24 protein-coding genes and 1 pseudogene are annotated in these 25857 nt (G+C 70.8%); 14 read left to right on the plus strand and 11 right to left on the minus strand.

Translation table 11 applies throughout. The features are described 5' to 3' along the window. Positions 1 to 67: 67 nt before the first annotated feature. A complete protein-coding gene (locus ABFX51_RS05310) occupies positions 68 to 541 on the plus strand; it encodes a hypothetical protein (protein WP_346052532.1) in 474 nt (157 codons plus the stop codon). Next, positions 538 to 1914 carry a flagellar basal body-associated FliL family protein gene (locus ABFX51_RS05315; protein WP_346052534.1) on the plus strand — a complete coding sequence of 459 codons (1377 nt, stop codon included), beginning with the start codon at positions 538 to 540 and terminating at the stop codon, positions 1912 to 1914. Before ABFX51_RS05310 ends, ABFX51_RS05315 begins: the two co-directional genes overlap by 4 nt. 3 nt (positions 1915 to 1917) lie before the next feature. Here ABFX51_RS05315 and ABFX51_RS05320 read toward each other — a convergent pair whose 3' ends face one another. Continuing rightward, complete coding sequence (locus ABFX51_RS05320) at positions 1918 to 2253, minus strand: EthD domain-containing protein (protein ID WP_091503431.1); 336 nt, start codon at positions 2251 to 2253, stop codon at positions 1918 to 1920. Between the two features lie 76 nt (positions 2254 to 2329). Here ABFX51_RS05320 and ABFX51_RS05325 point away from each other — a divergent pair, with 76 nt between their 5' ends. From ABFX51_RS05325 to ABFX51_RS05340, 4 genes are all read left to right on the plus strand, one after another. Next, on the plus strand, positions 2330 to 2716 hold the full coding sequence (locus tag ABFX51_RS05325; protein ID WP_346052536.1) for a MerR family transcriptional regulator: 387 nt from the start codon (positions 2330 to 2332) through the stop codon (positions 2714 to 2716). 206 nt (positions 2717 to 2922) lie between these two features. Further along, positions 2923 to 5781 carry an aconitate hydratase gene (locus ABFX51_RS05330; RefSeq protein WP_346052538.1) on the plus strand — a complete coding sequence of 953 codons (2859 nt, stop codon included), beginning with the start codon at positions 2923 to 2925 and terminating at the stop codon, positions 5779 to 5781. Positions 5782 to 5899: 118 nt separating this feature from the next. Next, positions 5900 to 6241: a YciI family protein gene (locus ABFX51_RS05335; RefSeq protein ID WP_346052540.1), complete on the plus strand. Its 342-nt coding sequence runs from the start codon at positions 5900 to 5902 to the stop codon at positions 6239 to 6241. 5 nt (positions 6242 to 6246) lie between these two features. After that, positions 6247 to 7428, plus strand: coding sequence for an RNA polymerase sigma factor (locus ABFX51_RS05340; RefSeq protein ID WP_346052542.1), 1182 nt, complete (start codon positions 6247 to 6249; stop codon positions 7426 to 7428). Positions 7429 to 7455: 27 nt separating this feature from the next. Here ABFX51_RS05340 and ABFX51_RS05345 read toward each other — a convergent pair whose 3' ends face one another. After that, positions 7456 to 7878: a PPOX class F420-dependent oxidoreductase gene (locus ABFX51_RS05345; RefSeq protein ID WP_346052544.1), complete on the minus strand. Its 423-nt coding sequence runs from the start codon at positions 7876 to 7878 to the stop codon at positions 7456 to 7458. A gap of 107 nt (positions 7879 to 7985) precedes the next feature. On the opposite strand from ABFX51_RS05345, the gene ABFX51_RS05350 reads away from it, so the two are divergent. Next, positions 7986 to 8492: a MarR family winged helix-turn-helix transcriptional regulator gene (locus tag ABFX51_RS05350; RefSeq protein WP_346052546.1), complete on the plus strand. Its 507-nt coding sequence runs from the start codon at positions 7986 to 7988 to the stop codon at positions 8490 to 8492. Positions 8493 to 8631: 139 nt separating this feature from the next. Here the strand turns inward: ABFX51_RS05350 and ABFX51_RS05355 are convergent, their stop codons facing one another. The 8 genes from ABFX51_RS05355 to ABFX51_RS05390 form a co-directional block, all read right to left on the minus strand. Next, positions 8632 to 10257 (minus strand): phospholipase C, encoded by a 1626-nt coding sequence (locus tag ABFX51_RS05355; RefSeq protein WP_346052548.1) that lies wholly within the window; start codon positions 10255 to 10257, stop codon positions 8632 to 8634. Positions 10258 to 10295: 38 nt separating this feature from the next. Next, positions 10296 to 11477 carry an iron uptake transporter deferrochelatase/peroxidase subunit gene (gene efeB / locus ABFX51_RS05360; protein WP_346052550.1) on the minus strand — a complete coding sequence of 394 codons (1182 nt, stop codon included), beginning with the start codon at positions 11475 to 11477 and terminating at the stop codon, positions 10296 to 10298. Then, positions 11474 to 12640, minus strand: a complete 1167-nt coding sequence (locus ABFX51_RS05365; protein ID WP_346052552.1) for an EfeM/EfeO family lipoprotein — start codon at positions 12638 to 12640, stop codon at positions 11474 to 11476. The genes efeB and ABFX51_RS05365 overlap by 4 nt, the downstream gene beginning before the upstream one ends. Positions 12641 to 13013: 373 nt before the next feature. Continuing rightward, positions 13014 to 13430: a nitroreductase/quinone reductase family protein gene (locus ABFX51_RS05370; protein WP_346052554.1), complete on the minus strand. Its 417-nt coding sequence runs from the start codon at positions 13428 to 13430 to the stop codon at positions 13014 to 13016. Between the two features lie 63 nt (positions 13431 to 13493). After that, positions 13494 to 14441 carry an L-histidine N(alpha)-methyltransferase gene (egtD, locus tag ABFX51_RS05375; protein WP_346052556.1) on the minus strand — a complete coding sequence of 316 codons (948 nt, stop codon included), beginning with the start codon at positions 14439 to 14441 and terminating at the stop codon, positions 13494 to 13496. Further along, a complete protein-coding gene (egtC, locus tag ABFX51_RS05380; protein WP_091503413.1) occupies positions 14438 to 15196 on the minus strand; it encodes an ergothioneine biosynthesis protein EgtC in 759 nt (252 codons plus the stop codon). The genes egtD and egtC overlap by 4 nt, the downstream gene beginning before the upstream one ends. Continuing rightward, entirely contained in the window at positions 15189 to 16544 is a 1356-nt protein-coding gene (gene egtB, locus ABFX51_RS05385) for an ergothioneine biosynthesis protein EgtB (RefSeq protein WP_346052558.1), read from the minus strand. The genes egtC and egtB overlap by 8 nt, the downstream gene beginning before the upstream one ends. Next, positions 16541 to 17794 carry a glutamate-cysteine ligase family protein gene (locus ABFX51_RS05390; RefSeq protein WP_346052560.1) on the minus strand — a complete coding sequence of 418 codons (1254 nt, stop codon included), beginning with the start codon at positions 17792 to 17794 and terminating at the stop codon, positions 16541 to 16543. The genes egtB and ABFX51_RS05390 overlap by 4 nt, the downstream gene beginning before the upstream one ends. A gap of 137 nt (positions 17795 to 17931) precedes the next feature. On the opposite strand from ABFX51_RS05390, the gene ABFX51_RS05395 reads away from it, so the two are divergent. From ABFX51_RS05395 to ABFX51_RS39575, 7 genes and pseudogenes are all read left to right on the plus strand, one after another. After that, positions 17932 to 18522, plus strand: a complete 591-nt coding sequence (locus ABFX51_RS05395; protein ID WP_091503408.1) for a TetR/AcrR family transcriptional regulator — start codon at positions 17932 to 17934, stop codon at positions 18520 to 18522. Further along, the gene (locus ABFX51_RS05400; RefSeq protein ID WP_346052562.1) at positions 18519 to 19088 is read left to right on the plus strand and encodes a TIGR03086 family metal-binding protein; all 570 of its coding nucleotides are present in this window, start codon (positions 18519 to 18521) and stop codon (positions 19086 to 19088) included. Before ABFX51_RS05395 ends, ABFX51_RS05400 begins: the two co-directional genes overlap by 4 nt. 186 nt (positions 19089 to 19274) lie before the next feature. Beyond that, the gene (locus tag ABFX51_RS05405; protein ID WP_428832437.1) at positions 19275 to 20615 is read left to right on the plus strand and encodes a hemolysin family protein; all 1341 of its coding nucleotides are present in this window, start codon (positions 19275 to 19277) and stop codon (positions 20613 to 20615) included. Next, the gene (locus tag ABFX51_RS05410) at positions 20612 to 21655 is read left to right on the plus strand and encodes a hemolysin family protein (RefSeq protein ID WP_346052564.1); all 1044 of its coding nucleotides are present in this window, start codon (positions 20612 to 20614) and stop codon (positions 21653 to 21655) included. Before ABFX51_RS05405 ends, ABFX51_RS05410 begins: the two co-directional genes overlap by 4 nt. 2 nt (positions 21656 to 21657) lie before the next feature. Then, positions 21658 to 22260 (plus strand): annotated as a pseudogene (locus ABFX51_RS05415) (3-methyladenine DNA glycosylase); the annotation flags it as partial. Between the two features lie 24 nt (positions 22261 to 22284). Then, positions 22285 to 23745 carry a recombinase family protein gene (locus ABFX51_RS05420; RefSeq protein ID WP_346052566.1) on the plus strand — a complete coding sequence of 487 codons (1461 nt, stop codon included), beginning with the start codon at positions 22285 to 22287 and terminating at the stop codon, positions 23743 to 23745. A 68-nt stretch (positions 23746 to 23813) separates the two neighbouring features. Further along, positions 23814 to 24032 carry a recombinase family protein gene (locus tag ABFX51_RS39575; protein WP_428832441.1) on the plus strand — a complete coding sequence of 73 codons (219 nt, stop codon included), beginning with the start codon at positions 23814 to 23816 and terminating at the stop codon, positions 24030 to 24032. On the opposite strand, the gene ABFX51_RS05425 is transcribed toward ABFX51_RS39575, so the two are convergent. Then, a complete protein-coding gene (locus ABFX51_RS05425) occupies positions 23977 to 24834 on the minus strand; it encodes a BRO-N domain-containing protein (protein WP_346052568.1) in 858 nt (285 codons plus the stop codon). The genes ABFX51_RS39575 and ABFX51_RS05425 overlap by 56 nt on opposite strands. Positions 24835 to 25857: the final 1023 nt, after the last annotated feature.

Genomic DNA, 25857 nt, shown 5'->3' on the forward strand with positions numbered 1-25857 from the left:
CTTGGGGGACCCTTTTCAGCCGATCCGGCGTCCCACCGAGGAGATCCGGCAGGAAAGGGGTACGGCGATGACCGGCTTGCGGCGCGGACTTCCGTGGCTCGCCTCGGCGGGGCTGGTGGTGACCGTGCTCGGCACGTTCCTGCCGTGGTTCCACTCCGGAGGTGTCCAGCGCCACAGCTACCAGACGGCCGACGCGATCGCGCGCCTCGTGCTGGTGGACAGCGCTTTCCTGCGCACCGCGCTGCGCCTCTGGCTCGGCGTGCCGCTGCTGGCGGCGGTGTGCCTCGGCCTGTTCGCGCTGGGTTTCGCGCGCGCGGCCGCAACACTGACGGCCCTGCTCGCGATATCCGTGGGAACCGTCGCACTGCTCGCCACCGTCCGAAGTGGTGGGACGGACGGGCTGATCGGCATCACGCCGACCGGTCCCGTCACCACACTGGCCGGCGCGGGCGTCGCGCTGGCCGGTGCGCTCGGCACGTTCGCGGTCCGTGCCCGGCGCAGCCACCCACCCGTGACAGCGAGAACTGGGGGACACCCGTGACCACACCCGGCCAGCCCGGCTGGCAACAACCACAGCAGCCGCAGCAGCCAGGCTGGCAGCCGTACCCGCAGCAGCCCGGCTACCCCCAGCAGGCCTATCCCCCGCCGGGCTACGGCCCGCAGCCGGGCTACGGCCAGCCGGGGTACGGCGAACAGCCCCAGCCGCCCCGCAAGGGCCGCCGCTGGCTGATCGTCGGGCTGGTGGCCGCGCTGGTCGTCCTCGCGGGCGGCGGCACGACCTGGTACCTGCTGGCGCAGCAGGGTTCCGGCGCGGCGAGCCCGACCGAGGCCGCGCTGAAGCTGACCAGCTCGCTCGGCAGCGGTGACCTCGTCGGCGTGCTCGACAGCCTCGCCCCGGCCGAGGCCGCGTTGTTCACGGACCCGGTGAAGGACGCGACGAGCGAGCTCAAGCGCCTGCAGGTGCTCGACGGGAACGCCGATCCGAACGCGCTGTCCGGCGTCGGAGTCCAGACGCAGAACCTGACGTTCGACGAGGCGGGCGCGCAGCGGGTCAACGACCACGTCACGATCACCAAGCTGACCGGCGGCACGCTCACGATCACCAGCGACTTCGGCAAGCTGCCGCTGGCGAAGCAGTTCCTCGACGCCCTGCCCGGCACGCCGGACGCCGGGCCGCACACCGAGACCATCGACATCGCCAAGGAGGTCCGCGAAAGCGGCGAGCCGGTGCGGATCGCGACGGTCCAGGTGGACGGCGAGTGGTACCCGAGCCTGCTGTACACGATCGCCGACTACGCGTTGCGGGAAGCCGGCCAGCAGTGGCCTGCGACGTCCATCCCGGCCAAGGGCGCCGCCTCCGCGAACGACGCGGTGAAGGAGCTGGTGCAGGCCGCGCTGGACGCCGATGTCCAGCGCGTCATCGAGCTGCTGCCGCCGGACGAGATGGGCGTGCTGCACGACGCCGGCCCCGCCATCCTCGCGGCCGCCGAGGGCGAGACCGAGCCCACCGGCGCCCAGCTGCTCGACCTGCGGACGCAGACCTCCCCCGTCACCGGCGGCACCCGCGCGACCGTGACGTCGCTGAAACTGCGGGACCCGTCCGGCGAGGAGTACAGCGTCACGAAGGACGGCGACTGCTACGAGGTCAGCGGTGAGGGCCGCACGCAGAAGATGTGCGCCGACGACCTCGCCGAGCAGATCGAGAGCGAGGCCGGTTCGCTGCCCTCCGACGTGCGGGAGGTGCTGCGCCACCTCAGCGGCGGCATCCTCAAGCAGGGCATCGGCGTCGTGACCACCGAGGTGAACGGGAAGCACTACGTCAGCCCGCTGCGCACGCTCACCGAGCAGGGCATGACCGTGCTGCGCAGCCTGGAGCCCGGCGACTTCACGAAGCTGCTGAAGCTGGCCCAGTAACGCTCACAGCACCACCTTCTCGTCGGTGACGACCGTGCGCACGGAGTCGAGGTCGATGAACTTGCCCTCGTCCGGGTGCACCCGCTCGCGGTAGTTCGCCGACGAGAAGAACGCGTCGTGGTCGGCCCAGCTGTCGAACCAGATCTCGGTGACGCCGTCGTACGCCGGGCTGGGGTAGCCCGGCGCGGGCACCGGGTGGGAAACGGTGTAGCGCCGGACGTACTGCCGCGTCTCGGGGATGGAGGTGAACAGCGGGGCGTGGTGCTCCCGGTGGTACGCGACGAACTCCTCGGGGGTCATCCCCGGGACGCGGTTGACCAGGTACACGAACTTGATCATCGGCTTCCCCTTCTCGTGGTGCCTGTGCTGACCTGGCTACGCTAAAAGTTGACATCCATGTCAAAGGCAAGCCCGGGTGACGGAGGGCACAGGGGACGCGATGCGGATCGGCGAGTTGTCGCGGCGGACCGGCGTGAGCCAGCGGTCGCTGCGTTACTACGAGCAGCAGGGCCTGCTGGCGAGCGTGCGGGCGCCCAGCGGGCAGCGGCACTACGACGAGGAGCACGTCCGGCGCGTCGAGCTCATCCAGGCGTTCCTGTCCGCCGGGCTGCCCAGCCACACCATCGCCGAGATGGCCCCCTGCATGGCGGAACCCAGCAGGCCCAGGGCCGAGTTCGCGCTCGCGGCCATGGAACGTGAACGGGAACGGCTCTCGCACGCGATCGCCAGCCTCACCGCCGCCCGCGACGCGCTGGACGAGCTGATGGAGGCCAACCGGAAGTACCTCGCGGAGCACGGCTGAAGTCGGCTGAAGTCACAGCGCGGCGGGGGCGTGTCGGCCTTGCCAGCAAAAAAGGACAAGCGTACTGTTTGGCTCGTAGCAAGCCTGCACGTCCCCGCGTCTGCGGACGCCGCACGCGTGCGCGAGACTCGCTCAAAAGACCCGACTGACGACCGGGACGTCGCCACGGCACCACCCAGGCGGCGCCCCAGCCACTGGAGACAGACGTGACCGCACCAGCCAGCAAGGACAGCTTCGGCGCCCGGGACACCCTGCAGGTCGGCGACGCCTCGTACGAGGTGTTCCGCCTGGACAAGGTGCAGGGCTCCGAGCGGTTGCCCTACAGCCTCAAGATCCTGCTCGAGAACCTGCTGCGCACCGAGGACGGCGCGAACATCACCGCCGAGCACATCCGCGCGCTCGGCGGCTGGGACGCCACCGCGGACCCCTCCATCGAAATCCAGTTCACGCCCGCGCGCGTGGTGATGCAGGACTTCACCGGCGTGCCGTGCGTGGTGGACCTGGCGACGATGCGCGAGGCGGTCACCGACCTCGGTGGCGACCCCGACAAGGTGAACCCGCTGGCGCCCGCCGAGCTGGTCATCGACCACTCGGTGATCATCGACGTGTTCGGCCGCGCCGACGCCTTCGAGCGCAACGTCGAGATCGAGTACGAGCGCAACCGCGAGCGCTACCAGTTCCTGCGCTGGGGCCAGAACGCGTTCGAGGAGTTCAAGGTCGTCCCGCCGGGCACCGGCATCGTGCACCAGGTCAACATCGAGTACCTGGCGCGCACGGTGATGTCGCGCAACGGCCAGGCGTACCCGGACACCGTCGTCGGCACCGACTCGCACACCACGATGGTCAACGGCCTCGGCGTGCTGGGCTGGGGCGTCGGCGGTATCGAGGCCGAGGCCGCGATGCTCGGCCAGCCGGTGTCGATGCTCATCCCGCGCGTCGTCGGCTTCAAGCTGACCGGGGAGATCCCGGCCGGCGTGACGGCCACCGACGTCGTGCTGACGATCACCCAGATGCTGCGCAAGCACGGCGTGGTCGGCAAGTTCGTCGAGTTCTACGGCGAGAGCGTCGGCGCGGTGCCGCTGGCCAACCGCGCCACGATCGGCAACATGAGCCCCGAGTTCGGCTCGACCGCGGCGATCTTCCCGATCGACGAGGAGACGCTGCGCTACCTGAAGCTGACCGGCCGCTCCCCCGAGCAGCTGGCGCTGGTCGAGGCCTACGCCAAGGAGCAGGGCCTGTGGCACGACCCGTCGCACGAGGCCACCTACTCCGAGTACCTGGAGCTGGACCTGTCGACGGTCGTGCCGTCGATCGCCGGCCCGAAGCGCCCGCAGGACCGCATCGAGCTGTCGAAGGCCAAGGAGAGCTTCCGCACCTCGCTCGCCGACTACGTGCCCGCGGAGGTCACCGGCAGCGCCGAGCGCAAGCCGGGCGTGCCGCAGCAGGAGCAGCCGCAGGGCGTGCTGTCCGGTGTGGACGAATCGTCGTCGGAGTCCTTCCCCGCCAGTGACGCGCCCGCGTACGCGGCCTCCGCGAACGGTGGTGATGAGCCACGGCAGCCGCACGGCCACGCCGAAGGCCGCCCGTCGAAGCTCGTGACCGTGAAGTCGGCGGAGCGCGGTGAGTTCCAGCTCGACCACGGCCACGTCGTGATCGCCTCGATCACCTCGTGCACCAACACCTCGAACCCGTCGGTCATGCTGGGTGCCGCGCTGCTGGCCCGCAACGCGGTGAACAAGGGCCTGTCGGTCAAGCCGTGGGTCAAGACGTCGATGGCGCCGGGCTCCCAGGTCGTCACCGACTACTACGAGAAGGCCGGGCTCTGGCCGTACCTGGAGAAGCTGGGCTACCACCTGGTGGGCTACGGCTGCACCACGTGCATCGGCAACTCCGGCCCGCTCCCCGAGGAGATCTCGGCCGCGGTGCAGGAGAACGACCTGAGCGTCGTGTCGGTGCTGTCGGGCAACCGGAACTTCGAGGGCCGGATCAACCCCGACGTCAAGATGAACTACCTGGCCTCGCCGCCGCTGGTGATCGCCTACGCGCTGGCCGGCACGATGGACTTCGACTTCGAAACCCAGCCGCTGGGCCAGGACGAGCAGGGCAACGACGTGTTCCTGCGTGACATCTGGCCGTCGCCGCAGGAGATCCAGCAGACCATCGACTCGGCGATCACGCAGGAGATGTTCGCCAAGGACTACGCCGACGTGTTCGACGGCGGCGAGCGGTGGAAGTCACTGCCCACCCCGGAGGGCAAGACCTTCGCGTGGGACGCGGAGTCCACCTACGTCCGCAAGCCCCCGTACTTCGAGGGCATGCAGGCCGAGCCGTCGCCGGTCGAGGACATCGCCGACGCGCGGGTGCTGGCGCTGCTGGGTGACTCGGTGACCACCGACCACATCTCGCCGGCGGGTGCGATCAAGGAGGACTCCCCGGCCGGGAAGTACCTCAAGGAACACGGCATCGAGCGCAAGGACTTCAACTCCTACGGTTCCCGGCGCGGCAACCACGAGGTGATGATCCGCGGCACGTTCGCCAACATCCGGCTGCGCAACCTGCTGCTGGACGGCGTGCAGGGCGGGTACACCCGCGACTTCACGCAGGAGGGCGGCCCGCAGGCGTTCATCTACGACGCGGCGCAGAACTACGCGCAGGCCGGCGTCCCGCTGGTCGTGCTGGGCGGCAAGGAGTACGGCTCGGGCTCGTCGCGCGACTGGGCGGCCAAGGGCACCCGGCTGCTGGGCGTGCGCGCGGTGATCGCGGAGTCGTTCGAGCGCATCCACCGGTCGAACCTGATCGGCATGGGTGTCATCCCGCTGCAGTTCCCGGAGGGCGAGTCGGCGGCGTCGCTGGGCCTGGACGGCACGGAGACGTTCGACATCGCGGGCATCACCAAGCTCAACGAGGGTGAGACCCCGCGGACGGTGCACGTCACCGCGACGAAGGCCGACGGGTCGAAGGTGGAGTTCGACGCGGTCGTCCGCATCGACACCCCCGGTGAGGCGGACTACTACCGCAACGGCGGCATCCTGCAGTACGTGCTGCGCAAGATGACGCGCGCCTGATCTCCCCCGGGCGGAAGCGCCGCGGGCCCTGGTGGCCCGCGGCGCTTTTCTTTTGCCACCCGCCGGTGTCGAATCGGGGCGCGCCCCGTTCGTCTAGGAGGGCAGGAGGTGGTACCGCATGAAGTACCTGATGTTGTTCTGCGAGACCGAACAGTGGGAGAAGGACTGGGAGGCGATGGACGAGGCCGAGCGCGAGGCCGCGACGGGCCGGGTGATGGCCTGGCTGCGGGAGCACTCGGACCGGATCACGCACAACGCGAAGCTCGCCGCGCCGGAAACCGCGACGACGATCCGCCTCGGCGGGGGTGAGCCCGTGGTCACGGACGGCCCCTTCGTCGAGGGCAAGGAGGTCGTCAGCGGGTACGTCGAGGTCGACGTGCCCGACCTCGACGAGGCGCTGCGGATGGCCCGCGGCTGGCCGGGCTGCCCGCTCGTCGAGATCCGGCCGATCGCCTTCTGAGACCGGTGCCGGACGCGGAGGACACGCTGGCCCGCGTGGTGCGCGACCACGCGGGCCGGCTCGCGGCCGCACTCGTCGAGCTGCTGGGCGACTTCGCCGCCGCCGAGGACGTCGTGGCCGACGCGGTGCTCACCGCGCTCGAACGCTGGCCCGCGGAGGGCATCCCGGACCGGCCGGACGCCTGGCTGTTCACCGTCGCCCGGCGCCGGGGCCTGGACGTGCTGCGCCGCCAGGCCCGGCTGCGCGACAAGCTCGCGCTGCTGGCCGATCCCGGGCCGCCGGACCCGGCGGAGAAGCTGCGGCTGCTGTTCACGTGCTGCCACCCGGCGCTGGCGCCGCAGGCCCGGGTCGCGCTGACGCTCAAGACCGTCTGCGGGCTGACCACGGCCCAGCTCGCGCGGGCGTTCCTGGTGCCGGAAACGACGATGGCGCAGCGGATCACGCGGGCGAAACGCAAGATCACCGCGGCCGGGATCCCCTACCGCCTGCCGGCGGACGACGAGCTGGGCGAGCGGCTCGACGGGGTGCTGCGGGTGATCTACCTGCTGTGCAACGAGGGGTACCTCGGCACGACGCAGCCGCACTCCCGCGACCTGACCGCCGACGCCGAGTGGCTGGCGGCTTCGCTGGCGGACCTGATGCCCCGTGAGGCGGAGGTGCTGGGCCTGCTCGCCCTCATCCGGCTGCACCGGGCGCGCGTGGCCGGGAGGTTCGACGCGGACGGCGGTCTGTTGCTGCTGCGGGACCAGGACCGCAGCCGCTGGGACCGCGAGGCGATCGACTCGGCGATCCGGCTGCTCACGCGCGCCGGACGGCTACGGCGGCCCGGCCAGTACCAGCTCCAGGCGGCGATCGTGGCGTGCCACGCGGAGGCCGCCCGCTGGGAGGACACGGACTGGCCCCAGATCGTGCTGTTGTACGAGCTGCTGCTGCGCTACGCGCCCTCCCCCGTGACCCGGCTGCACCGCGCGATCGCCTTGCGGTACACGAAGGGTGTTGCTGCCGCACTGTCCGAAGTGGACGCGATCCCGGGTCTGGACCGCTACCACCTCTTCCACGCCACCCGCGCCGAGCTGTTGCGGGAACTCGGCCGCCACGAGGAGGCCCGTGACGCCAATCTTCGCGCCCTCGCGCTGACGGCCAACCCGGCGGAGCAGGACGTGCTCACCCAGCGACTGCGCTGGTGAGCCGGCAGGAGCCCGGCGAGGGGGCCGTCAGCTTTGCCGCGCCGGCGGGTTGGCGACGATCCTGCGGGGCCGGAGCACAATCGTGAACCGCTCGTCGCCGAGGACCCTCGGTTCCCTGCCGTACGCCTCCGTGAAGCGCTTGAGATCCGCGAAGTCGGTGTCGGCGACCAGCTCGGCCTCGGCGCGGACTTCCAGTGTGCGGAACGGGTTGGCCGGGTCCATCAGGAAGAAGGTGCACGACGGGTTCGCCCGCAGGTTCTTGATCTTCTGCCGGTCGGCGGTGGAGGAGAGCTTGAGCAGCCCGTCGTGGTCGACGAGGTACCAGGCCGCGGTCGACTGCGGGCGGCCGTGCCGGTCGATCGTGGTCAGCACCGCGGTGCCCGGAGCCGTCAGCAGGTCGTGATGGCTGGCAGGGACGATGTCCAGAATTCCACGACCGGTGTCCGCCATGTGTCCTCTCCTCCGCGCAACGCCGATGATCACTTGAATCTTCACGCGACTATAGCCCTGTCACGTGAATCTTCAAGTCACGGCTTCCCCGCCCTATGCTTGAGCGCATGACCGGCGACCGAAGCACCGGGGCGACGGTCCCGCGCTGGCTCGACGACGAGCAGCTCGCCACGTGGCGGATGCTGATGAGCTTCGTCGCCCGCCTGCCGACCGCCCTGGAGTGCCAGCTGCAGCAGGACTCGCAGCTGCGCTTCCTGGAGTACTACGTCCTGGCGGTGCTGGCCGAGCAGCCGGAACGCCGGATGCGGATGAGCAGGCTCGCGGTGCGCACGCACTCCGAGCTGTCCCGCCTGTCCCACCTCATGGCCCGGCTGCAGGCACGTGGTTTCGTGGACCGGGAACCGGATCCGCGCGACGGGCGGTTCACCCTCGCCATCCTGACCGACGCCGGTTTCGCCCAGCTGGCCGGCGCGGCTCCCGGCCACGTCGCCCGCGTGCGGGAGCTCGTCATCGACGCGCTCCAGCCGGAGGAGCTTTCGGCGCTGGCCGGGATCCTCAGCAAGCTGCACGCGCGCCTGGTGCCGGACCACCGCGACGCGGCGGACCACGGCTGACGGGAAGCGCCGGGTCGCGCCCGCAGTCGCCGCCGCTGCCGCCGCCCGGAACTTCGGCAGGGACCAGCGACTGCGCTGGTGAGACGGCGAAGCGCCCTCCCACCGGGAAGGTGGAAGGGCGCCTCTGCGGGGTTGGACTTCAGCGCACCACGGCGCCCGTCTTCGGGTCGAGCTGCACCGCGGGGGCGCGGTGGCCGAAGAAGTCGAGCATGTTCCACAGCCCGCCGGCGCGGGTGTCGAACGACGTGCCGCCGACGCGGCCGGTGAACCAGTTGTCCTCGATGAACTGCAGCACCGACGTCTGGTCGGTCCGCGTGTGGTCGACGAAGTTCGTCTTCGCGAACGGCGAGACCACCAGCAGCGGCAGACGCGGGCCGTAGCCGCACCGGTCGGCGTAGCCGCCCAGCTCCGTCTTCTTGCCCGTGCACACCGCCGAATCATTGCCCGCGTCGTGCGAGCCGTTCACGATCTTCCCGTCCACGTGGTCGTACCAGCCGTCGGAGTCGTCGTAGGCGAGCACGATCGCCGTCGACGCCCAGTCCTTCGAGTGCTGGATCTTGTTGATCTCGCTGACCACGAACTGCTGCTCGTCGAGCGGGTCGGAGTAACCGGCGTGCCCGTCCTGGTACTCCGGCGCCTTGAGGAAGCTCACCGCGGGCATGTTCCCGGCGGCCAGCGCGGCGTCGAAGTCGGTCAGGTCGTACTGGTGGTTGGCCTGGTCGGTCTGCCCGATCGCGGCCACCGAGCTCGGCGGCAGGTGCTTCTCGTTCGCCGTCGACTTGTAGTACTGGAACGGCTCGTGGTGCGGGCTGTAGTCCACCGCCGAGATGCCGCCGACGTTCTGGTGCGACGCGCCGCAGACCGCGTAGCCGTTCTGCGTGCCGGTGGGCCGGAAGCCGCCCTGGAACCAGCCCCACGTGACGTGCCGGTCGTTGAGCAGGTCACCGATGTTGCGGCCCTGCATGACGCCCAGGTTGTCGCTCGCGGTGTGGTTCTTGTCCGAGCAGTCGTCGTAGGCCGGGTCGGGGTCGTTGATGACCGTGCCCACGCCGTTGCGGTCGGGCGAGGCCACCACGTAGGAGTCGCTGACCGGCTTGTGCGTCACCGGGTCGACGGCCTGGATCCCGTGCGTCTGCCCCGAAACCAGGTTGATCGCGCCGGGCGTGGAGGGGCCGAACACCGTGTTGAACGAGTTGTCGCTCATCGCGTAGTGCTGGGCGTAGTTCCACATGCCGGTGACGGTGTTGCCGTCGTAGTAGTCCATCACCAGGCCCGGCTCGCCGAACAGGATCGGCTGCCCGGTGCACTTGTCCGTCTCGGTGTTCTCGACGAACTTGTCCATCTTGCCGCCGTCGAACGCCTTCTGCTCCGCACCGTAGTTGTGGTTCTGGTCGCAGGTGAGCGCCTGGCTCGGGGACAGCCGCTTGGGGTTGTAGGCGTTCGGGTTGTCGGTGAGCAGCTTCTTGTCGAGCCCGTCGACCTTCGGCGTGTTCTTCGCTGCGGTGAACGGCGTGCCGTCGGTGTTGGCCGCGTTCGGGTAGGTGCCGAAGTAGTGGTCGAACGAGATGTTCTCGCCGAAGATCACCACGACGTGCTTGATGGGCGTCGCGGTGGGCAGCCAGTCGGCGTGCTGCGCCTGCAGCGGCTGCGCGTCGGCGCCGCCGACCGCGGTCGTGACGGCGACGGCCACACCGGCCGCCGTCAGCACGGCTCCGGCGCCGAGCAGCGTCCGCTTGCGGCGCCACCGGCCGAAAGCTCTGTCCACAGTGTCCTCCTGGAGTGGTGGGAGCGGGTTTTCCCCGGTCAGGCCAGCAAGGCCCGGCCGAAGAAGTCTTCTGGCCCGGCGACGCCGGGGAGCGCGAAGAAGTAGCCGCCGCCGAACGGGGAGATGTAGTCGGTCAGCGGTTCGTCGATCAGTCGCGTTTGGACGGCCTCGAACTGGCGCGCGATGTCCTGCTGGTAGCAGGTGAAGATCAGGCCCATGTCGAGGTTGCCGTTGGTGTCGATGCCCCGGTCGTAGTTGCACGACCGGCGCAGGATCCGGCTGGCGTCGGTGTCCGCGGTGCGCGGGTTGGCGAGCCGGATGTGGCTGGTCAGCGGGATGACGGTGCCGGTGGGGTCCTCGGCGTACCGCGGCTCGTCGGTTTCGCGGGCACCGTCGAGCGGGGCACCGCTGTCGCGGCGGCGGCCGAACATGTTCTCCTGCTCGGACAGCGAAACCCGGTCCCAGAACTCGACGAGCATGCGGATCAGGCGGATCACCTGGTAGCTGCCGCCCGCCGTCCACGCGGGCTCGCCGGCGCCCGCCCAGACCAGCCGGTCCAGCTCCCCGTCAGTGGGGTTGGCGATGCCGTCCTTGAAGCCCATCAGGTTGCGGGGTGTGCCTTCGGGGCGCGGCGGGGAGCTGAACCCGTTGATGCGCCAGCGGAGTTGCATCGCTCCCCTGGTCGCGCGGGCGAGGTCACGCAGCGCGTGCACGACGGTGTCGGCGTCGCTCGCCGCGAGTGTCAGGCTGAGGTCGCCGTGGCACTGGGTCTCGTCGAGCGCGTCGTTGGGGAACATCTTCATCGGCGTGAGCTTCGCGGGTTTGCGGTCGGCGAGGCCGTAGCGCTCGTCGAACAGCGAAGCGCCGACGCCGAGGGTCACGGTGAGGTCCCCCGCCGGCACGGTCGGGCCGAGCACGCCGGAGTCGGCGGGCGGGGCGGTGATGCCGACGGCGGTCGGCGAGCCGCCGCTGGTCAGGAACCTGGCGCGGTCGGTGATCGTGCGGAACAGGTCGGTGAGTTCGACGCGGTTCTCGGCGATGACGTCGAACGCGGCCACGATCGACTGCGGCGCCGGTGGGCGCAGGATCCCGGCCTGGTGCGTGCCGTGGAACGACCACGTCGTCGCGGAGGCCGTCGCGGTGCCCGTGCCCACCGCGGCGGCGGTGGCTCCGGCCCCGAGCACGGCGCCCCGCAGGAAGGTGCGGCGGTTCGGGGTCACGGGACCCGCCTCGGTTCGGTGATGGCGGCGATCGGGGCGAGCCGCTCGACGAGCCCGCTCACCGCGCCGTCGATTTTCTCCCGCTGCTCACGGGGCAGCTGCGTGACGGGCGTCCAGGTGCCGTCGGGCCGTTGTGCGGTGTGCAGCGCGCGGTCGGTGCGGTCGAGCCAGGTGTCCACATCGGACATCGGCATGCGCGGGGCCAGCACCGGGCGCAGGACCGTCAGCACCTCGCGGGTGCCGTCGAGGTTGGCCAGCGCGGTGGCGAGGGTGGTCCCGCTGCCGTAGTCGGTGCGTCCGGTGAGTTCGAACTGCAGGGTGTTCTCCAGGATCTCGTGGGCGCGCAGGCCCAGGTCGTTCGGGTCGACCTGCAGCGTGGGCAGGTCGGTGCGCAGCTGGTGCACGTCGGCGTCGAGCTGGTCGGCGACGGTGGCCAGCGCGGCGAGGTCCTCGTTGTGCCACAAGCCGTTTTCGAGGCGGTGGAAGCCGGTGAAGCCCTCGTCGGCGGTGCCGCCGGGCAGGCCGTCGGCCGTGCCGTTGATGGCGCCGTCGGAGTCGCCGAAGGCGTCGTACGCGGCGCCCAGGCGCTCGTAGGTGAGGTGCGCGGTGAGCCAGGCGGCCTCGCTGCCCGCGCGGTCGCCGCGGTGCACGGCGTCGCGAAGGGCGTCGGCCTGCCCGGCGAGCGTGTCGAGGCCCGCGGCGACGTAGGCCTGGTAGTCGCGCAGGGGGCCGAGCAGGTCGTTGCGGCTGACCGGCACGACGGCCGGTCCGGAGCGGTCGTCACCGCCCGTGATGGTGACGCTGGGGCCGGTGATCGGGTCGGTCTCCTCGGGCGTGCACCGGAAGGCGTAGACGCCGTTGCCGAGCGTGACCTGCAGGGTCCTGGTGGTGCCGGGGCCGAGGCCTTCGACCTCGCCGTAGACGGTGCCGGTGGTCGGGTCGACGAGGTCGGCCTCGGCGGTGACGGAGCCGGTGTTGTGCACCTGGAAGGACTGCACCCCGGGGCGCGGATCGGTCCAGCCCTGCCCGCAGGAGGAGCGGGAAACGGTGATCACCGGGTCGCCCGGGGCCGCGGCGGGCGTGCCCTGCCAGGCCAGGAAGACCACTCCCCCGACGACGACCACTACCCCCGCGAGCACCACGCCCACAAGCCAGCGCGACACCGTGCTCCTATCGCTCGAACGGCTGACGACTGCGAGCGGAGCGTAAGCGCCGGAGGTGAATTCCAGCCGTCCGCGAGGGGGTCCCGCGAGAGGTTCAGCGGATGTTCACCCGGGGTTTCTCGCATTACCGTCCAAATCGGATATACGCGACGTCCCGGGGTGGCGGGGAATGGCCGCGCTGCGGGGAGCAACCGTGCCCGCCCGGCGGTGTCGGGCGCCGAAGGGTACGACGCAGCTCGGCCACACGCGCCACCATCGGAACCAGTGGCGGGCACCGGCGGGAAGCGGCCCCAGCAACCCCCCGACTCGCCCACACGCCACCCCCGAAAACACCGGTGCCCCGGCCACACGGGCCGGGGCACCGGGAACAACCTCAACGCCGCTCGAGGATGAACAGCGGCAGCTCACGCCCCGCGACCGAGCGCTCCATCGCGTACCCGGGCCAGAACTCCAGCACCTCCCGCCAAAGGGACTCGTACCGCTCGCCCGTCACCTCGGTCGCCAGCACCGGTACGCGCCGCCGCCGGACCTCGACCGTCGCCTTCGGTTCGGCCCGCAGGTTCCGCGCCCACTGCGGGTCGTCCGGTTTGCCCCAGTTCGAGGCGATCAGCACGTACCGGTCCCCGTACGGGAAGTAGAGCAGGTTCACGCTGCGCTCCAGCCCGCTCTTGCGGCCGATGGTGGTCAGCCGCATCGACGGCAGGCTCGCCAGCCCGAGCAGCGACACACGCCCGCCGGTCAGCCGGTACAGCCGCTTGTCGAGCGGCGGCACGACCTTCGCCGCGCGCATGAACCACGGCTGGGACGCGAGCCAGAGTGCGATACGAGGTAACGGGTTCACCGGGCTATTCGATCACCCCTCACGAACCGCCCTGGACAGGGACACCCCGAACCGGCGTTCCGCGTCGGTCCACCAGCGTTCCACCGCGAAGCCGCTCTCCGCCAGCTCGGCCGCCACACCGCCGGCCCGGAACTTCGCCGAGATCTCCGTGCGGATGTACTCGCCCTCGGCGAAGTGCACCGTCATCCCCGCGCCGGGGATGTGCACGGTCGTCTCCTCCGTGGCCCGCAGCCGCATCTCGATCCACTCCCGCTCGGCGTCCCAGTACGCCTCGTGCGCGAACGCGCCGGGGTCGAAGTCGGCGCCGAGCAGGTCGTTCACCACGCGCAGCATGTTCCGGTTGAACTCGGCGGTCACCCCGGCCGCGTCGTCGTAGGCGCGCACCAGCGTCTCCGGGTCCTTCACGAGGTCGGTGCCCAGCAGCAGCCACTCCCCCTCGGCCAGCACGGCCCGCACCGAGCGGAGGAACTTGATCCGCTCGGCCGGCAGGAAGTTGCCGATCGTGCCGCCGAGGAACGCCACGAGCCGCGGCGGCTCACCGGGCAGCAGGCCGAGGTCCTCGGTGAAGTCGCGGACGACGCCGTGCACCTCCAGCCCGGGGTAGTCGGCCCGGATCGCGGCCACCGCCTCGTCGAGCGCGGAGGCCGACACGTCCAGCGGCACGAACGTGCGCAGCGTGCCGTGGGCACGCAGGCCGTCGAGCAGCAGGCGGGTCTTCTCGCTCGACCCGGACCCCAGCTCGACGAGCGTGCCGGCGCCGGTGACGCGGGCGATCTCACCCGCCTCGCGGGCCAGCGTCTCGCGTTCGGCCCGCGTCGGGTAGTACTCCGGCAGCCTGGTGATGTCCTCGAACAACGCGCTGCCGCGGGCGTCGTAGAACCACTTGGCGGGCAACCACTTCTGCGCCGCCGAGAATCCGGACCGGACGTCGGTGCGCAGGGCTTCCGCGCGGTCGCTCATGACAGGGCACTCCGATCAGCGTCGAGGGGGATGAGGTCGGCCGCGCCGGCGCGCGCGACGACGGCGTGGCCTTCGGGCACCGGCGTCCAGTCCGGGCCGGGATCGGTCGGTTCGGAGGCGACCACCACCGCCCCGTCACGCACCCGGTACGACAGCGCGTGGGTCCAGGCGGTGGCCACCAGGGTCTCGCCGTCGGTGAGCAGCAGGTTGAGCCGCGAACCGGGCGCGGCCCGTTCCGTGCGCAGGACGAGGTCGGTGACGGCCTGCACCGGGTGCTCCCCCGCCCGCAGCCGCTCCCGCAGCAGCGCCCACAGCACGGCGGAATCCGTGGGCGCCTCCAGCGTGAGCAGGTCGGCGACCGGCAGCTTGCCCGCCAGCGCGGTGAGCGAGCCGGGCCAGCCGGTGACCCGCCCGTTGTGGCTGAACGCCCACGGCCCGTCGACGAAGGGCGCGCACGCGCCCTCCGCCAGCGGCATGCCGACGGTGCCGTTGCGCACCGCCGCCACGAACGCGCCCGAGCGCACCGACCCGGCGAGCACGGGCGCGTCGTCGTCCGTCCAAATCGGACTCGCCCGCCGGTACCGCACCGGCGTGCCGCCGCTGTACCAGGCGAAGCCGAAGCCGTCGGCGTTCACCGTGCCGCCGCCCCGCATGTCCGCGGGCGCGTAGGACTGGTGCAGCAGCGAGTGCGGCGCGCCGAACACCAGCTCGGCGGGCGAGACCGGCGGCCCGAGGTACGCCAGGTGCCTACACACCCTCGGCGTCCCTCGCGCAGCGGAACCCGGAGAAGATCTGCCGCCGGATCGGGTAGTCCCAGTTGCGGAACGTGCCGCGGATCGCCGCCGCGTCCGTGCCGAACGAGCCGCCCCGCAGCACCTTGTACTCCGGTCCGAAGAAGACCTCGGAGTACTCGCGGTACGGGAACGCGGCGAACCCCGGGTACCCCGCGAAGTCGCTGCTCGTCCACTCCCAGACGTCGCCGATCAGCTGGTGCACCCCGAGCGCCGAGGCTCCCGCCGGGTACGCGCCCGCCGCCGCCGGGCTCAGGTGGACCTGGCCGAGGTTGGCGTGCTCCGGCTTCGGGTCCTCGTTGCCCCACGGGTACCGCCGCGACTGCCCGGTCGCCGGGTCCCAGCGGGCGGCCTTCTCCCACTCGGCTTCGGTGGGCAGCCGCTTGCCCGCCCACGCCGCGTACGCCTCGGCCTCGTAGAACGACACGTGCACCACCGGCTGGTCGGTGGGCACGGGCTCGTCGACGCCGAACCTCGTGCGCCACCACCCGCCGGGCTCCCGCCGCCAGAACCGGGGCGCCGTGATGTCGTGCGCGGTGCGGTACTCCCAGCCCGCGTCGCTCCACCACCGGCGCTGGTCGTAGCCACCGGCGTCGAGGAACTCGAAGTACTGCCCGTTGGTGACCGGCGTGGTGTCGATGAAGAACGCGGGCACGTCGACCTCGTGCGCGGGCCGCTCGTTGTCCAGCGCCCACGGTTCGACGCTCGTGCCCATCAGGAACGGCCCGCCGGGCACGAGCACCTCTTCGGGCAGCGGGCCCGTGCGGCGGCCCGGCGCGGCGGGCGCGTGCAGCACGGGCTCGCCCCGGCGGAGCTGGTGGGTGGCCAGCATCGTCTCGTCGTGCTGCTGCTCGTGCTGGGTGATCATGCCGAACGCGAACGCCGCCTCGGTCAGCCTGCGCCCGCTCAGCGGCGCCTTTTCCAGCACCTCGAACGCCTTCGCCCGCACCTCGCCCACGTACCGGCGCGCCTCGGCGGGCCCGAGCAGCGGCAGCGAGGGCCGGTCCGCGCGGGGGTGCTGGAAGGCGTCGTAGAGGTCGTCGATGTCGGGCCGCAGCGGCTCGCGGCCGCCGACGTCCCGCACCAGCCAGAGCTCTTCCTGGCTGCCGATGTGCGCGAGGTCCCACACCAGCGGGGACATCAGCTTCGAGTGCTGGCGCACCAGGTCCTCGTCGTCCACCGCGTCGGTCAGCGCGGTGCTCCGCTCCCGCGCGCGGGTGAGCGCCAGCGCCGCGTGGTCACGCAGCTGCTCGGCGCTGCGTTCCTCGAACACGCTCGGGGCCTCGGTCAGGATCTCGGTCACGTCGGTCATCCCCTTCCGGCGTGCACCAGCCGCTGCACGCCGTCGCTGATCTCGTGGATCTTTCCCGGCGGCAGCCCTGTGGCCGGCAGGTGCGCACAGCCCAGGTCCGCCACTTTCCGCGCCACCGCGGCGATCTCGCGGTCACGCAGCCCGTCCCGCGCGGCGCGCTCCCACGCGTCGCGGACGGGTTCGCACAGCGCCAGTACCTCGTCCACAGTGGAGGGACGGGCGAGCAGTGCGGTCAGCAGTGCCACCGGGTGCAGCCAGCGGTCGCCCGGCTGCGCGTCCAGGTAGCGCACCTCCAGGTAGCCGTGCGGGCGCACCGGGGTGAACATCGTCGTGAGGTGGTAGTCGAGGTCGTCCGTCGTCGGCGGGGCGAGCAGCCCCGCGGCGCCCCGCCCGGCCACCCAGTCGGCGAAGGTGAGCCCGTCCGGCGCGTCCCACGGCCCGTCCTGCCGCCGCACCAGCAGCAACGGGGTGTCCATCATGCGCCGGGCCCACGTCGCGGGCGGATCGTCCGACGGCGGCGTGGCGAACGTGCGGGCGTGCTCGGTGTCGAGCACCGCCTGCCAGCGCGCCGACGCCAGGCCGGTGTCCCGGCCCGCGTGCCGCGGCGAGTTGGCGAACAGGGCCAGCAACGGCGGGCCGAGCGCGTGCACGGCCGCCCAGCGGGCGGGCAGTGCGTCGCTTTCCCCGCTGTCGACGCAGATCTGCAGCCCGGCGGTGCTGCACATCATGGTGATGCCGCCCGGCCCCAGCGGGGCGAACCGGCGCTCCATGGTGGCGTAGCGCGGAGTGGTGAGCAGCCGGGCCGGCGGGCGGAACGGGTCGATGCCCGTTTCACCGAGGGCGAACCCGGCGCGGGCGAGCAGATCGGTCAGATACGCGAGATCGGCGGAGACGACGCGGTCGAGGTCCCGCAGCGATTCCTGCGGGAGCGCGGAGATCTCCACCTGGCCGCCCGGTTCGAGGGTGAGCGGCGAACCGGCGGGCAGCGGCAGCGCAGGGCTGCCGGGGACGAGCGTGCTGGGCGCGTGCGCGCCGAGCGCACGGGCGAGATCGGGGGCCTGCAGTGGTTTCCGGGGATCGTCGGCGTAGTGGACGGTGTACTCCAGCTCGACCCCCAGCAGTTTCGGAGGGCCGTGCTTGAAGCACACCGACGCGACGTAGGCTTCGCCGGCGGCGCGATCGGAGACGACCTTCGCGGCCACTCCGTTCGCGCCCCCGGCCGGCCCCGGAACGTGGCGAACCGTGGTCATGTCACACCTGCTTCGTCAGGAGGATCACTCGGGTTCGGACGCTACACGCGCGGTACGACAATTTCAGGCGCCGCGAGATGGACACAGTACGTACGTACGGATTGCGTAAGAACTACCGCGCGTGACACGATCAGCGAATGCCACGGGTGAGCCAGGATCATCTCGACGCGCGCCGGCGCCAGATCCTCGACGGTTCCCGCGTGTGCTTCGCAAGGTATGGCTACGAGGGTGCCACGGTACGGCGCCTGGAGGAAGCCACCGGCCTGTCCCGTGGTGCGATCTTCCACCACTTCCGCGACAAAGAGTCCTTGTTCCTCGCCCTCGCGGAGGAGGACGCGGCGCGGATGGCCGACGTCGTCGCCGCCCAGGGTCTGGTGCAGGTGATGCGGGACCTGCTCGGCGGCGGTGAGCACCCGGCGGACTGGCTCGGCACGCGGCTGGAGGTGTCGCGCCGGCTGCGCACCGACCCGGAGTTCCGCGCCCGCTGGGCGGAACGCTCGCGGCAGCTCACCGACGCGACGCGGCAGCGCCTGCTGCGCCAGCGCGAAGCGGGCAACCTCCGCGACGACGTGGACGTCGACGTGCTCACGTCGTACCTGGAGCTGGTGCTGGAGGGGCTCGTGTCGCACCTGGCGATGGGACTGCCCGCCGACGACCTGGGCCCCGTGCTCGACCTCGTCGAAGAAAGCGTGCGCCGGCACCGCGTTCGTGCTTCGCTGGAGCCATGAACCTGCTCGACGCTCATGGGGAAGCGCTGCGGACGTTCGACCGGACGGTGCACCAGGTTCGCGAAGACCAGTGGGACGCGCCCACCCCGTGCACGGAGTGGACTGTGCGGAACGTGGTCAACCACCTGGTGTCCGAGCAGCTCTGGGTGCCGCACCTGCTGGCGGGACAGACGCTGGACGAGGTCGGCGACCGCTACGACGGGGACGTGCTCGGCGCGGATCCGGTCGGGGCGTGGGAGAAGTCCTCGGCCGCCGCGCGGGAGGCGTGGACCGAGCCCGGCGCGACGGACCGCCTCGTGCACCTGTCCTACGGCGAGGCCGACGCGACCGACTACGGCTGGCAGATGACGCTCGACCTGGCCGTGCACGCGTGGGACCTGGCGCGCGGGATCGCTGCGGCACAACCGATCCCCGAGGACGTGGCCGAGGCGCTGTTGACCACGATGGGCCCGCAGCTGGAGTCCTGGCAGGGCACCGGGCTCTTCGCCGAAGCCGTGCCCGTGCCCGGCAGCGCGCCCGCCGCCGAACGGCTGCTCGGGCTCACCGGGCGCGACCCGCGGGGCTGACCTTCCCGCGAGGGACGCCCCGGCTGACCGCATCGCCCGGTATCATGGACGGCACCTCAGCGGCCATGACAAGGAGTGAGCGCTACCCGTGCGCGACGCGCAGTCACCTGGTGACAGTACCCAGCCGGGTGACGAACCCGGCTCCCCCGACTCCCATCCCGCCCGCCGAGCGGCAGGGGCGCGCTGATGGACGTGCTCTTCTCCGTGCTGGGCGTGCTGTTCTTCGTCCTGCTGACCATCGGCACCGGACTGGCCGTGGCGGCCGAGTTCTCGCTGACGGCGCTCGAGCGCAGCACCGTGGAGGCCGACGTCCGGCAGACCGGTGACCGCCGGTCCCAGATCGTCCGCAAGGCCCACGCCCACCTGTCCTACCAGCTGTCCGGCGCGCAGGTCGCGATCACGCTGACCACGCTGGTCACCGGTTACCTCGCCGAACCGCTCATCGGGCGGCTCGTGCGGCCCGCGCTGACGGCGCTGGGCCTGTCCGAGGGCGCCGCCGAGGGCGCGTCGCTCGTCGTGGCCCTGCTGCTGGCCACGTCGCTGTCGATGATCCTCGGCGAGATGGTGCCGAAGAACCTCGCGGTGGCGCGGCCGCTGCGGACCGCGCGGGCCGTGATGGGCTACCACTCGCGCTTCTCCGCGCTCTTCCGCTGGCTCATCACGCTGATGAACAACAGCGCGAACTGGGTGGTGCGCAAGTTCGGCGTCGAGCCGCAGGAGGAGCTGCGCTCCGCGCGCTCGCCGCAGGAGCTGGGCTCGATCGTGCGCACCAGCGCGGAAAGCGGCACGCTGGAGCCCTCGACCGCGGAGCTGCTCGACAAGTCGCTGCGCTTCGGCGGCCGCACCGCCGACGAGCTGATGACCCCGCGCGTGCAGGTCGAGTCGCTGACGGTGGACGACACGATCAACGACCTCGTCGTGCTCTCCCGCGAGACCGGGCACTCCCGTTTTCCCGTCTACCGCGAGGATCTCGACGACGTCCAGGGCGCGGTGCACGTCAAGCAGGCCTTCACCGTGCCGGCCAGGGAACGCGGCAGCGTCCGCATCGGCACGGTGATGCGGCCGGTGCCGACGGTGCCGGAGTCGCTGCCCGGTGACGCGCTGCTGTCGAGGCTGCGGGACTCGCGCTTCCAGATCGCGATGGTCGTCGACGAGTACGGCGGCACGGCGGGCCTGGTGACGCTGGAGGACGTCGTCGAGGAGATCATCGGCGACGTCCGCGACGAGCACGACCAGGGTGAGGCGCCCGCGTCGCAGCGGCTGGACCCCGACACGTGGCTGGTGTCGGGGCAGCTGCGGGCCGACGAGGTCAGCGAGCTGACCGGGTTCCGCATGCCCGAGGGCGACTACGAGACCATCGCCGGGCTGGTGCTGGAGCGGCTGGGCCGCATCCCGGCGGCGGGCGACGGCGTCGAGGTCGACGGCTGGCGGCTCACCGTGCTGACGATGGACCGGCACCGGATCGCGGAGCTGAGCGTGCACCGGCTGGAGGCGCCGGCCCCGGCGGAGGAGGAGCAGCCGCGATGAACGACTGGCTCGCCATCCTCCTCGTCGTGGTGCTGCTGCTGACCAACGCGTTCTTCGTCGGCGCGGAGTTCACCCTGATCTCCTCGCGCCGCGACCGCCTGGAAGCGCTGCTGGAACAGGGCAAGACGCGCGCGAAGATCGTGATCAACGCCAGCAGGCACGTCTCGCTCATGCTCGCGGGCGCGCAGCTGGGCATCACGATCTGCTCGCTGCTGCTGGGCCGCCTCGGCGAGCCCGCCGTCGCGCACCGGCTCGGCGCGTTCTTCGAGCTGGTGCACATGCCCGAGGTGCTGGTGCACGCGATCTCGTTCGCGATCGCGCTGGCGTTCATCACCATCCTGCACGTGCTGATCGGCGAGATGGTGCCGAAGAACCTGGCGATCGCCGACCCCGAGCGCCTGGCGCTGTGGCTGGTGCCCGTGCACGTGGGGTGGGTGAAGCTCGCGCGCCCGTTCATCTGGCTGCTGAACTTCCTCGCGAACTCGCTGCTGCGCGTGGTCAAGGTGGAGCCGAAGGACGAGCTGGAAACCGCTTACACCTCGGCGGAGCTGGCCGAGCTGCTCAGCGAGTCGCGCCGGGAGGGGCTGCTGGAGCAGTCGGAGCACGAGCGGCTGAGCCAGACGCTGTCGTCGGTGCGCAAGACCGTGGCCGACGTCCTGGTGCCGCTCAACGAGCTGAAGACGCTGTCCCCCGCGCCGACGGTCGGGGAGGTCGAGCGGGCGGTGTCGGAGACCGGCTTCTCGCGGTACCCGCTGTGCTCGGCGGCCGGGGAGCTGATCGGGTACCTGCACGTGAAGGACGTGCTGGACCAGATCGGCGACGCACCCGCGACCACGATCGCCGCGGACCGGATCCGCGCGTTCACCGACCTGCCCTCGGGCACCCGCCTCGACGAGGCGTTGTCGGCCATGCGGGCGGAGGGTTCGCACCTGGCGCGCGTGCTCGACACGGCCGGACGGCCGGTGGGCGTCGTCGCGCTGGAGGACCTCGTCGAGGAGTACGTCGGCACGGTCCGCGACGGCACGCACGTGGCGGCGTGATCATGCGCGTGCTGGCGCCGGAGGAGTGGGGCGAGCGCGAGCGGGCACACGCCGAGCGCATGCGGCGCTGGACGCGGCCCCGGCAGGAACGGCGGTCCCGCGGGGAGAAGCACCCCGTGCTGGACTTCCTGTTCGAGTACTACTCGTACCGGCCGGGGCACCTGGAGCGCTGGCACCCCGGTGCCGGTGTCGTGATGGCCGGTGGTGAGCGGTTCCTGGAGCGGCCCGGCTACGTCCGCGTCGAGGGCGGCGTGGCGCTCGACCCGGCCGCCTTCACGGAGAAGAAGGCGCAGACGGCACGGTATTTCCTTGCCCTGCTGGAAAAGACGGCGAGCCGCGCGCCCCGCCTGAGCTGTTTCGGGCTGCACGAGTGGGCCATGGTGTACCGGCAGAGCCCCGAGCAGGTGCGGCACAACCAGCTACCGCTGCGGCTGGGTGGCGCGGGCACGGACGCCGTCGTGGACTCGCTCGACATCCGGTGCGGGCACTACGACGCGTTCCGCTTCTTCACCGCGCCCGCCCGGCCTCGGAACGCGCTGCAGCCGACGAGGGAGACCCAGCCCGAGTTGGAGCAACCGGGCTGCCTCCACGCGAATATGGATCTAGCTCGCAAGCTCTAAGCTACAAACATGTCAAAACGCGTGCTGGGAGCCATCCGGCTATCCCGACTGACCGATGCCAGCACCTCCCCCGAGAGGCAGCACGAGGTTATCGCGCGCTGGGCGAATGCCCAGGGCGCCGACATCGTGGGCGAAGCCGTAGACCTCGACGTGAGCGGGTCGGTAGACCCGTTCGAGCGCGACGGGCTCGGCGCGTGGCTCACGGACAACCCGCCGGAGCCCTGGGATGTCCTGGTCGCCTGGCGGCTGGACCGGGTGAGCCGGTCGGCCAAGGACACGGTGGTTCTACTCGAATGGCTCCAAGAGCGCGGTAAGCGTCTCGTCACCGTAGACGACGGCCTAGACACGGCGTCCAGCATGGGACGGGCATTCGTCCAGATAGCGGGCATCTTCGCTGAACTAGAGCGCGCCACGATCCAGGAACGGATTCAGGCAGGCCGGGCGGCCTTGCGGGCCGCCGGGCGCTGGGCCGGTGAGGCCGTGCTCTACGGCTACAGGCCGGTGCCGCTCGACGGCGGCGGCTACGTGCTCGGGCCGGACGATACGGCCGCCGAGGTAGTCCGCCGCATGTTCTCCGATGTGCTCGACGGCCACTCGGTAGCGGAGATCTGCCGAAGACTCCAGGCTGACGGAATCCCCGCGCCGCGCGACCGACAGCGCGAGCTTCGCGGCCAACCGATCAAGGGTGACAAGTGGGTACAGGGCTCCGTGTGGAACATGCTCCGGAACCGTGCCTACATCGGCCTCGGCGAGCTACGCGCGCCGGGCATCATCGATCCGGTCACGTTCGAGCGGGCACAAGCCCTGCTCCGGGACCGGCAAAAGGCGAAGTCGCGTAACCCGCGCTCGGACGGCGCGCCGTTGTCCGGGGTCGCCTTGTGCTGGGAATGCCTCCGGCCGCTGCACCACCGCGCCCAGCACTTCGAGGCCGGGCAAGGCCGCATGAAGAACGCCAAGACCTACCGGTACTACTACTGCCGGACCAAGGGCCACACCCGGCAGATCCGGGCAGAAGAGATGGAACGTGTGGCCACCACGTCGTTCCGAGCGCTGTACGGCGACCTGCCCGTAATGGAACGGGTCGTGGTACCCGACGAAACGGCCGCTGAGTTGGCCTCTGTGCGGATAGAACTGGACGGGGTGTCCGAAGCCCTCCGGGACGCCTCCGGGGCCGACAGGACGGCGCTCAGAGCGCGCCGGACAGAGCTGGAAGCCCGACAGGACGAGCTGGAATCACGGCCGTCTACCGGCGGCCGGTCTGAACTGGTCGATACCGGCCGCACGTGGGCAGAAGCTCTCGACTCGGCCGGTACCCCCGAGGATCGGCGGCGCGTCTGGCTAGCGCATGACTTCCGCTTCGCTGTCCAGTCCGGAAAGGATGGCTTCACGGTCGCCATTCAGCCACCGGACTACATGGCGGCCTACCTTCGGGATCAATCTATTGAAGCGACTGAAAGCGGGCGAGAATGATCTACGGGTACACGCGAGACACGGGCTCATTGGTGGCGGTAGCGAACCATGTCGGTATCCGCGCTGCGATGGAGGCGCGGGGCTGTGTGGAGGTCTTCGTAGAAGAGGGCGTGACGGCGTCAGAGATGCCGGGGCCGAGTTTCCGTCAGCTTGTAGACAAGGTGCAGCGCGGCGACAGGGTCCTACTGCCTGACCCCACGCGCCTGACCCGGGACCCGGCCCGGCTGGATTTCATTGTGAGCACCCTGCATGACTTGGGTGTGCACGTCGAGTACTTAGACAGCTAACCGGCGTAGGCGGGCCTCGCACCGGGCGACGGCCCGCGCGAACGCGGCGCACACCGCGCGGTTCTGAAACGACGAAACGCCCCCGTTCCAGGCCAGTGAAGGCCCAAAACGGGGGCGTTTGTACCGTGTTTTGTATCAGCAGCGGAGGGTGTCTACAGGTGGTCCGGGGAGCGGGCCACAGGCCCGGCTCACTGATGATCGTGTTCGGTCGTCGGGGCGGACCCCCGATAGTATCCGTGTTGGGCTCGACCTGCGCTTTTGCGTACTCGTCGGCGTCCAAGACCTTGGGGATGTCGTCGGTGCGCGTGCCCAAGATCTCGCACACGTCCTTCGCGACGAACCACGGGCCCCCGTCCCGCTCGTGCACGATCGACTTGCCGTGGAGGGGGTCACCAGTGTTAAGTGACCCCCCGTTGAGCTGCACAAACGTCGGATAGGGGAGCGTCGGCAGAACCTCGTGCGTCACCCAGCGCTTGAACTCCCGAGACTCGGGCTTGTTACTAAGCATGATCAACGAGTACAGACCGGACTCGGTAACGAGCGTCACCTTACGGCGGAGGTTCCCGGCCAGCTCCGAGGGCGAGAAAAGTTCCCCTTCGGGCTGACCTGCGGAAACCTCGTTGCTGTAGATCGTTTCGTACTCGTCGTCGTCGAGGTTCTTCACCGTGTCATAGGGCTTGGCGTGGCCGAAGTACTCCGTGAGGTCCTTGGCCACGAACCACGGGTCACCATCGCGCGCCCTGCGTGACCAGCGGGAACGACCGGCCGCGCCGTGGGCGCATACCCCCCCTCGACGGGGCAAAATCCAGAGCGATGCGACGCATGGGAACGGGCTGCCGCTATACGCCTCGGTCGTGCAGGCCCCCGGGAGGGTAACCCCCCCTACCCCATCGGGGTACTGCTGTCCGACGTGGGCTCACAGTCGAGACCATTCCTCTTGCGGGACAGGGAAAAGCGCGCAGCGCGGCGCGCCCAGTGCGCGCCTGTCCTACACTGCACCCCCACCCGGTGCGTGCAAACCCGCAGGTAGCAGCCCTGCCCTCGCTCACGCGGCCCCGCACGCGAACGCGCGGTAGCGCTGCTCGCGCAGCGCAGCGCGGTCCTCACTGCTCAGCCACTCGCTCAGAGGGCGGCTCGCTTTCTGCTGATTGCAGCCCGTGCCGTGCGAGGGCCGGTGGCAGGCAGGGACCACGTTCCACACGGCGTCAGGCCCCCCAGCAGACAGGGGCCGTACGTGGTCGAGGGACAGCCCCTCGGACGTGCCGCACCAGGTGCACGTCCACTGAGACACTGGCCCGAACACCGCTTCAAGGTCCGCCAACGTGTAGGGCACGTGCTGGACGCCGTAACGCTCGGCGGCGCGCTTGGCGTCGGAAATCGCTTTGGCCCACTTGACCCGGGGTCCGCGCTCAGCATCAGCGCGGTACCGCCGGTAACGCCCGCGCCCCTTCGCGTTCTCGTCGGCCACGTACCCCGGACGCTGCCGGTGCGCTTGGACGGCGGCACGATTGCACGCCTTACAGCGCGCAGTCCGGCCGTCTCGGTTTCGCTTGGTCCGGACGAATTCCTCCAGCGGCTTGGTCTCGCCGCACGTGGTACAGGTCTTGGTCATGGGTTCCTCTCGAAACGGCCGCCCACAACGCCGAGTAGTTGCCGTTCCCGGCGCGCGGGGCGAAGGTGTCAACGCGTCTCGTTGGCGCTCTGAATCGCGCGGCGCTCACGTCTGCGTGCCAGTTTCCGGCGCTGTCGCGCGCGTTCGTTCGCTAAGGGATGTCTCGTAACTCGTGTTGTGGTTGGTGGGGCTGGTGTTGCAGTCAGTCGGCGA

Source organism: Amycolatopsis dongchuanensis, from assembly GCF_039542405.1.
GTDB classification, from domain to species: domain Bacteria; phylum Actinomycetota; class Actinomycetes; order Mycobacteriales; family Pseudonocardiaceae; genus Amycolatopsis_E; species Amycolatopsis_E sacchari.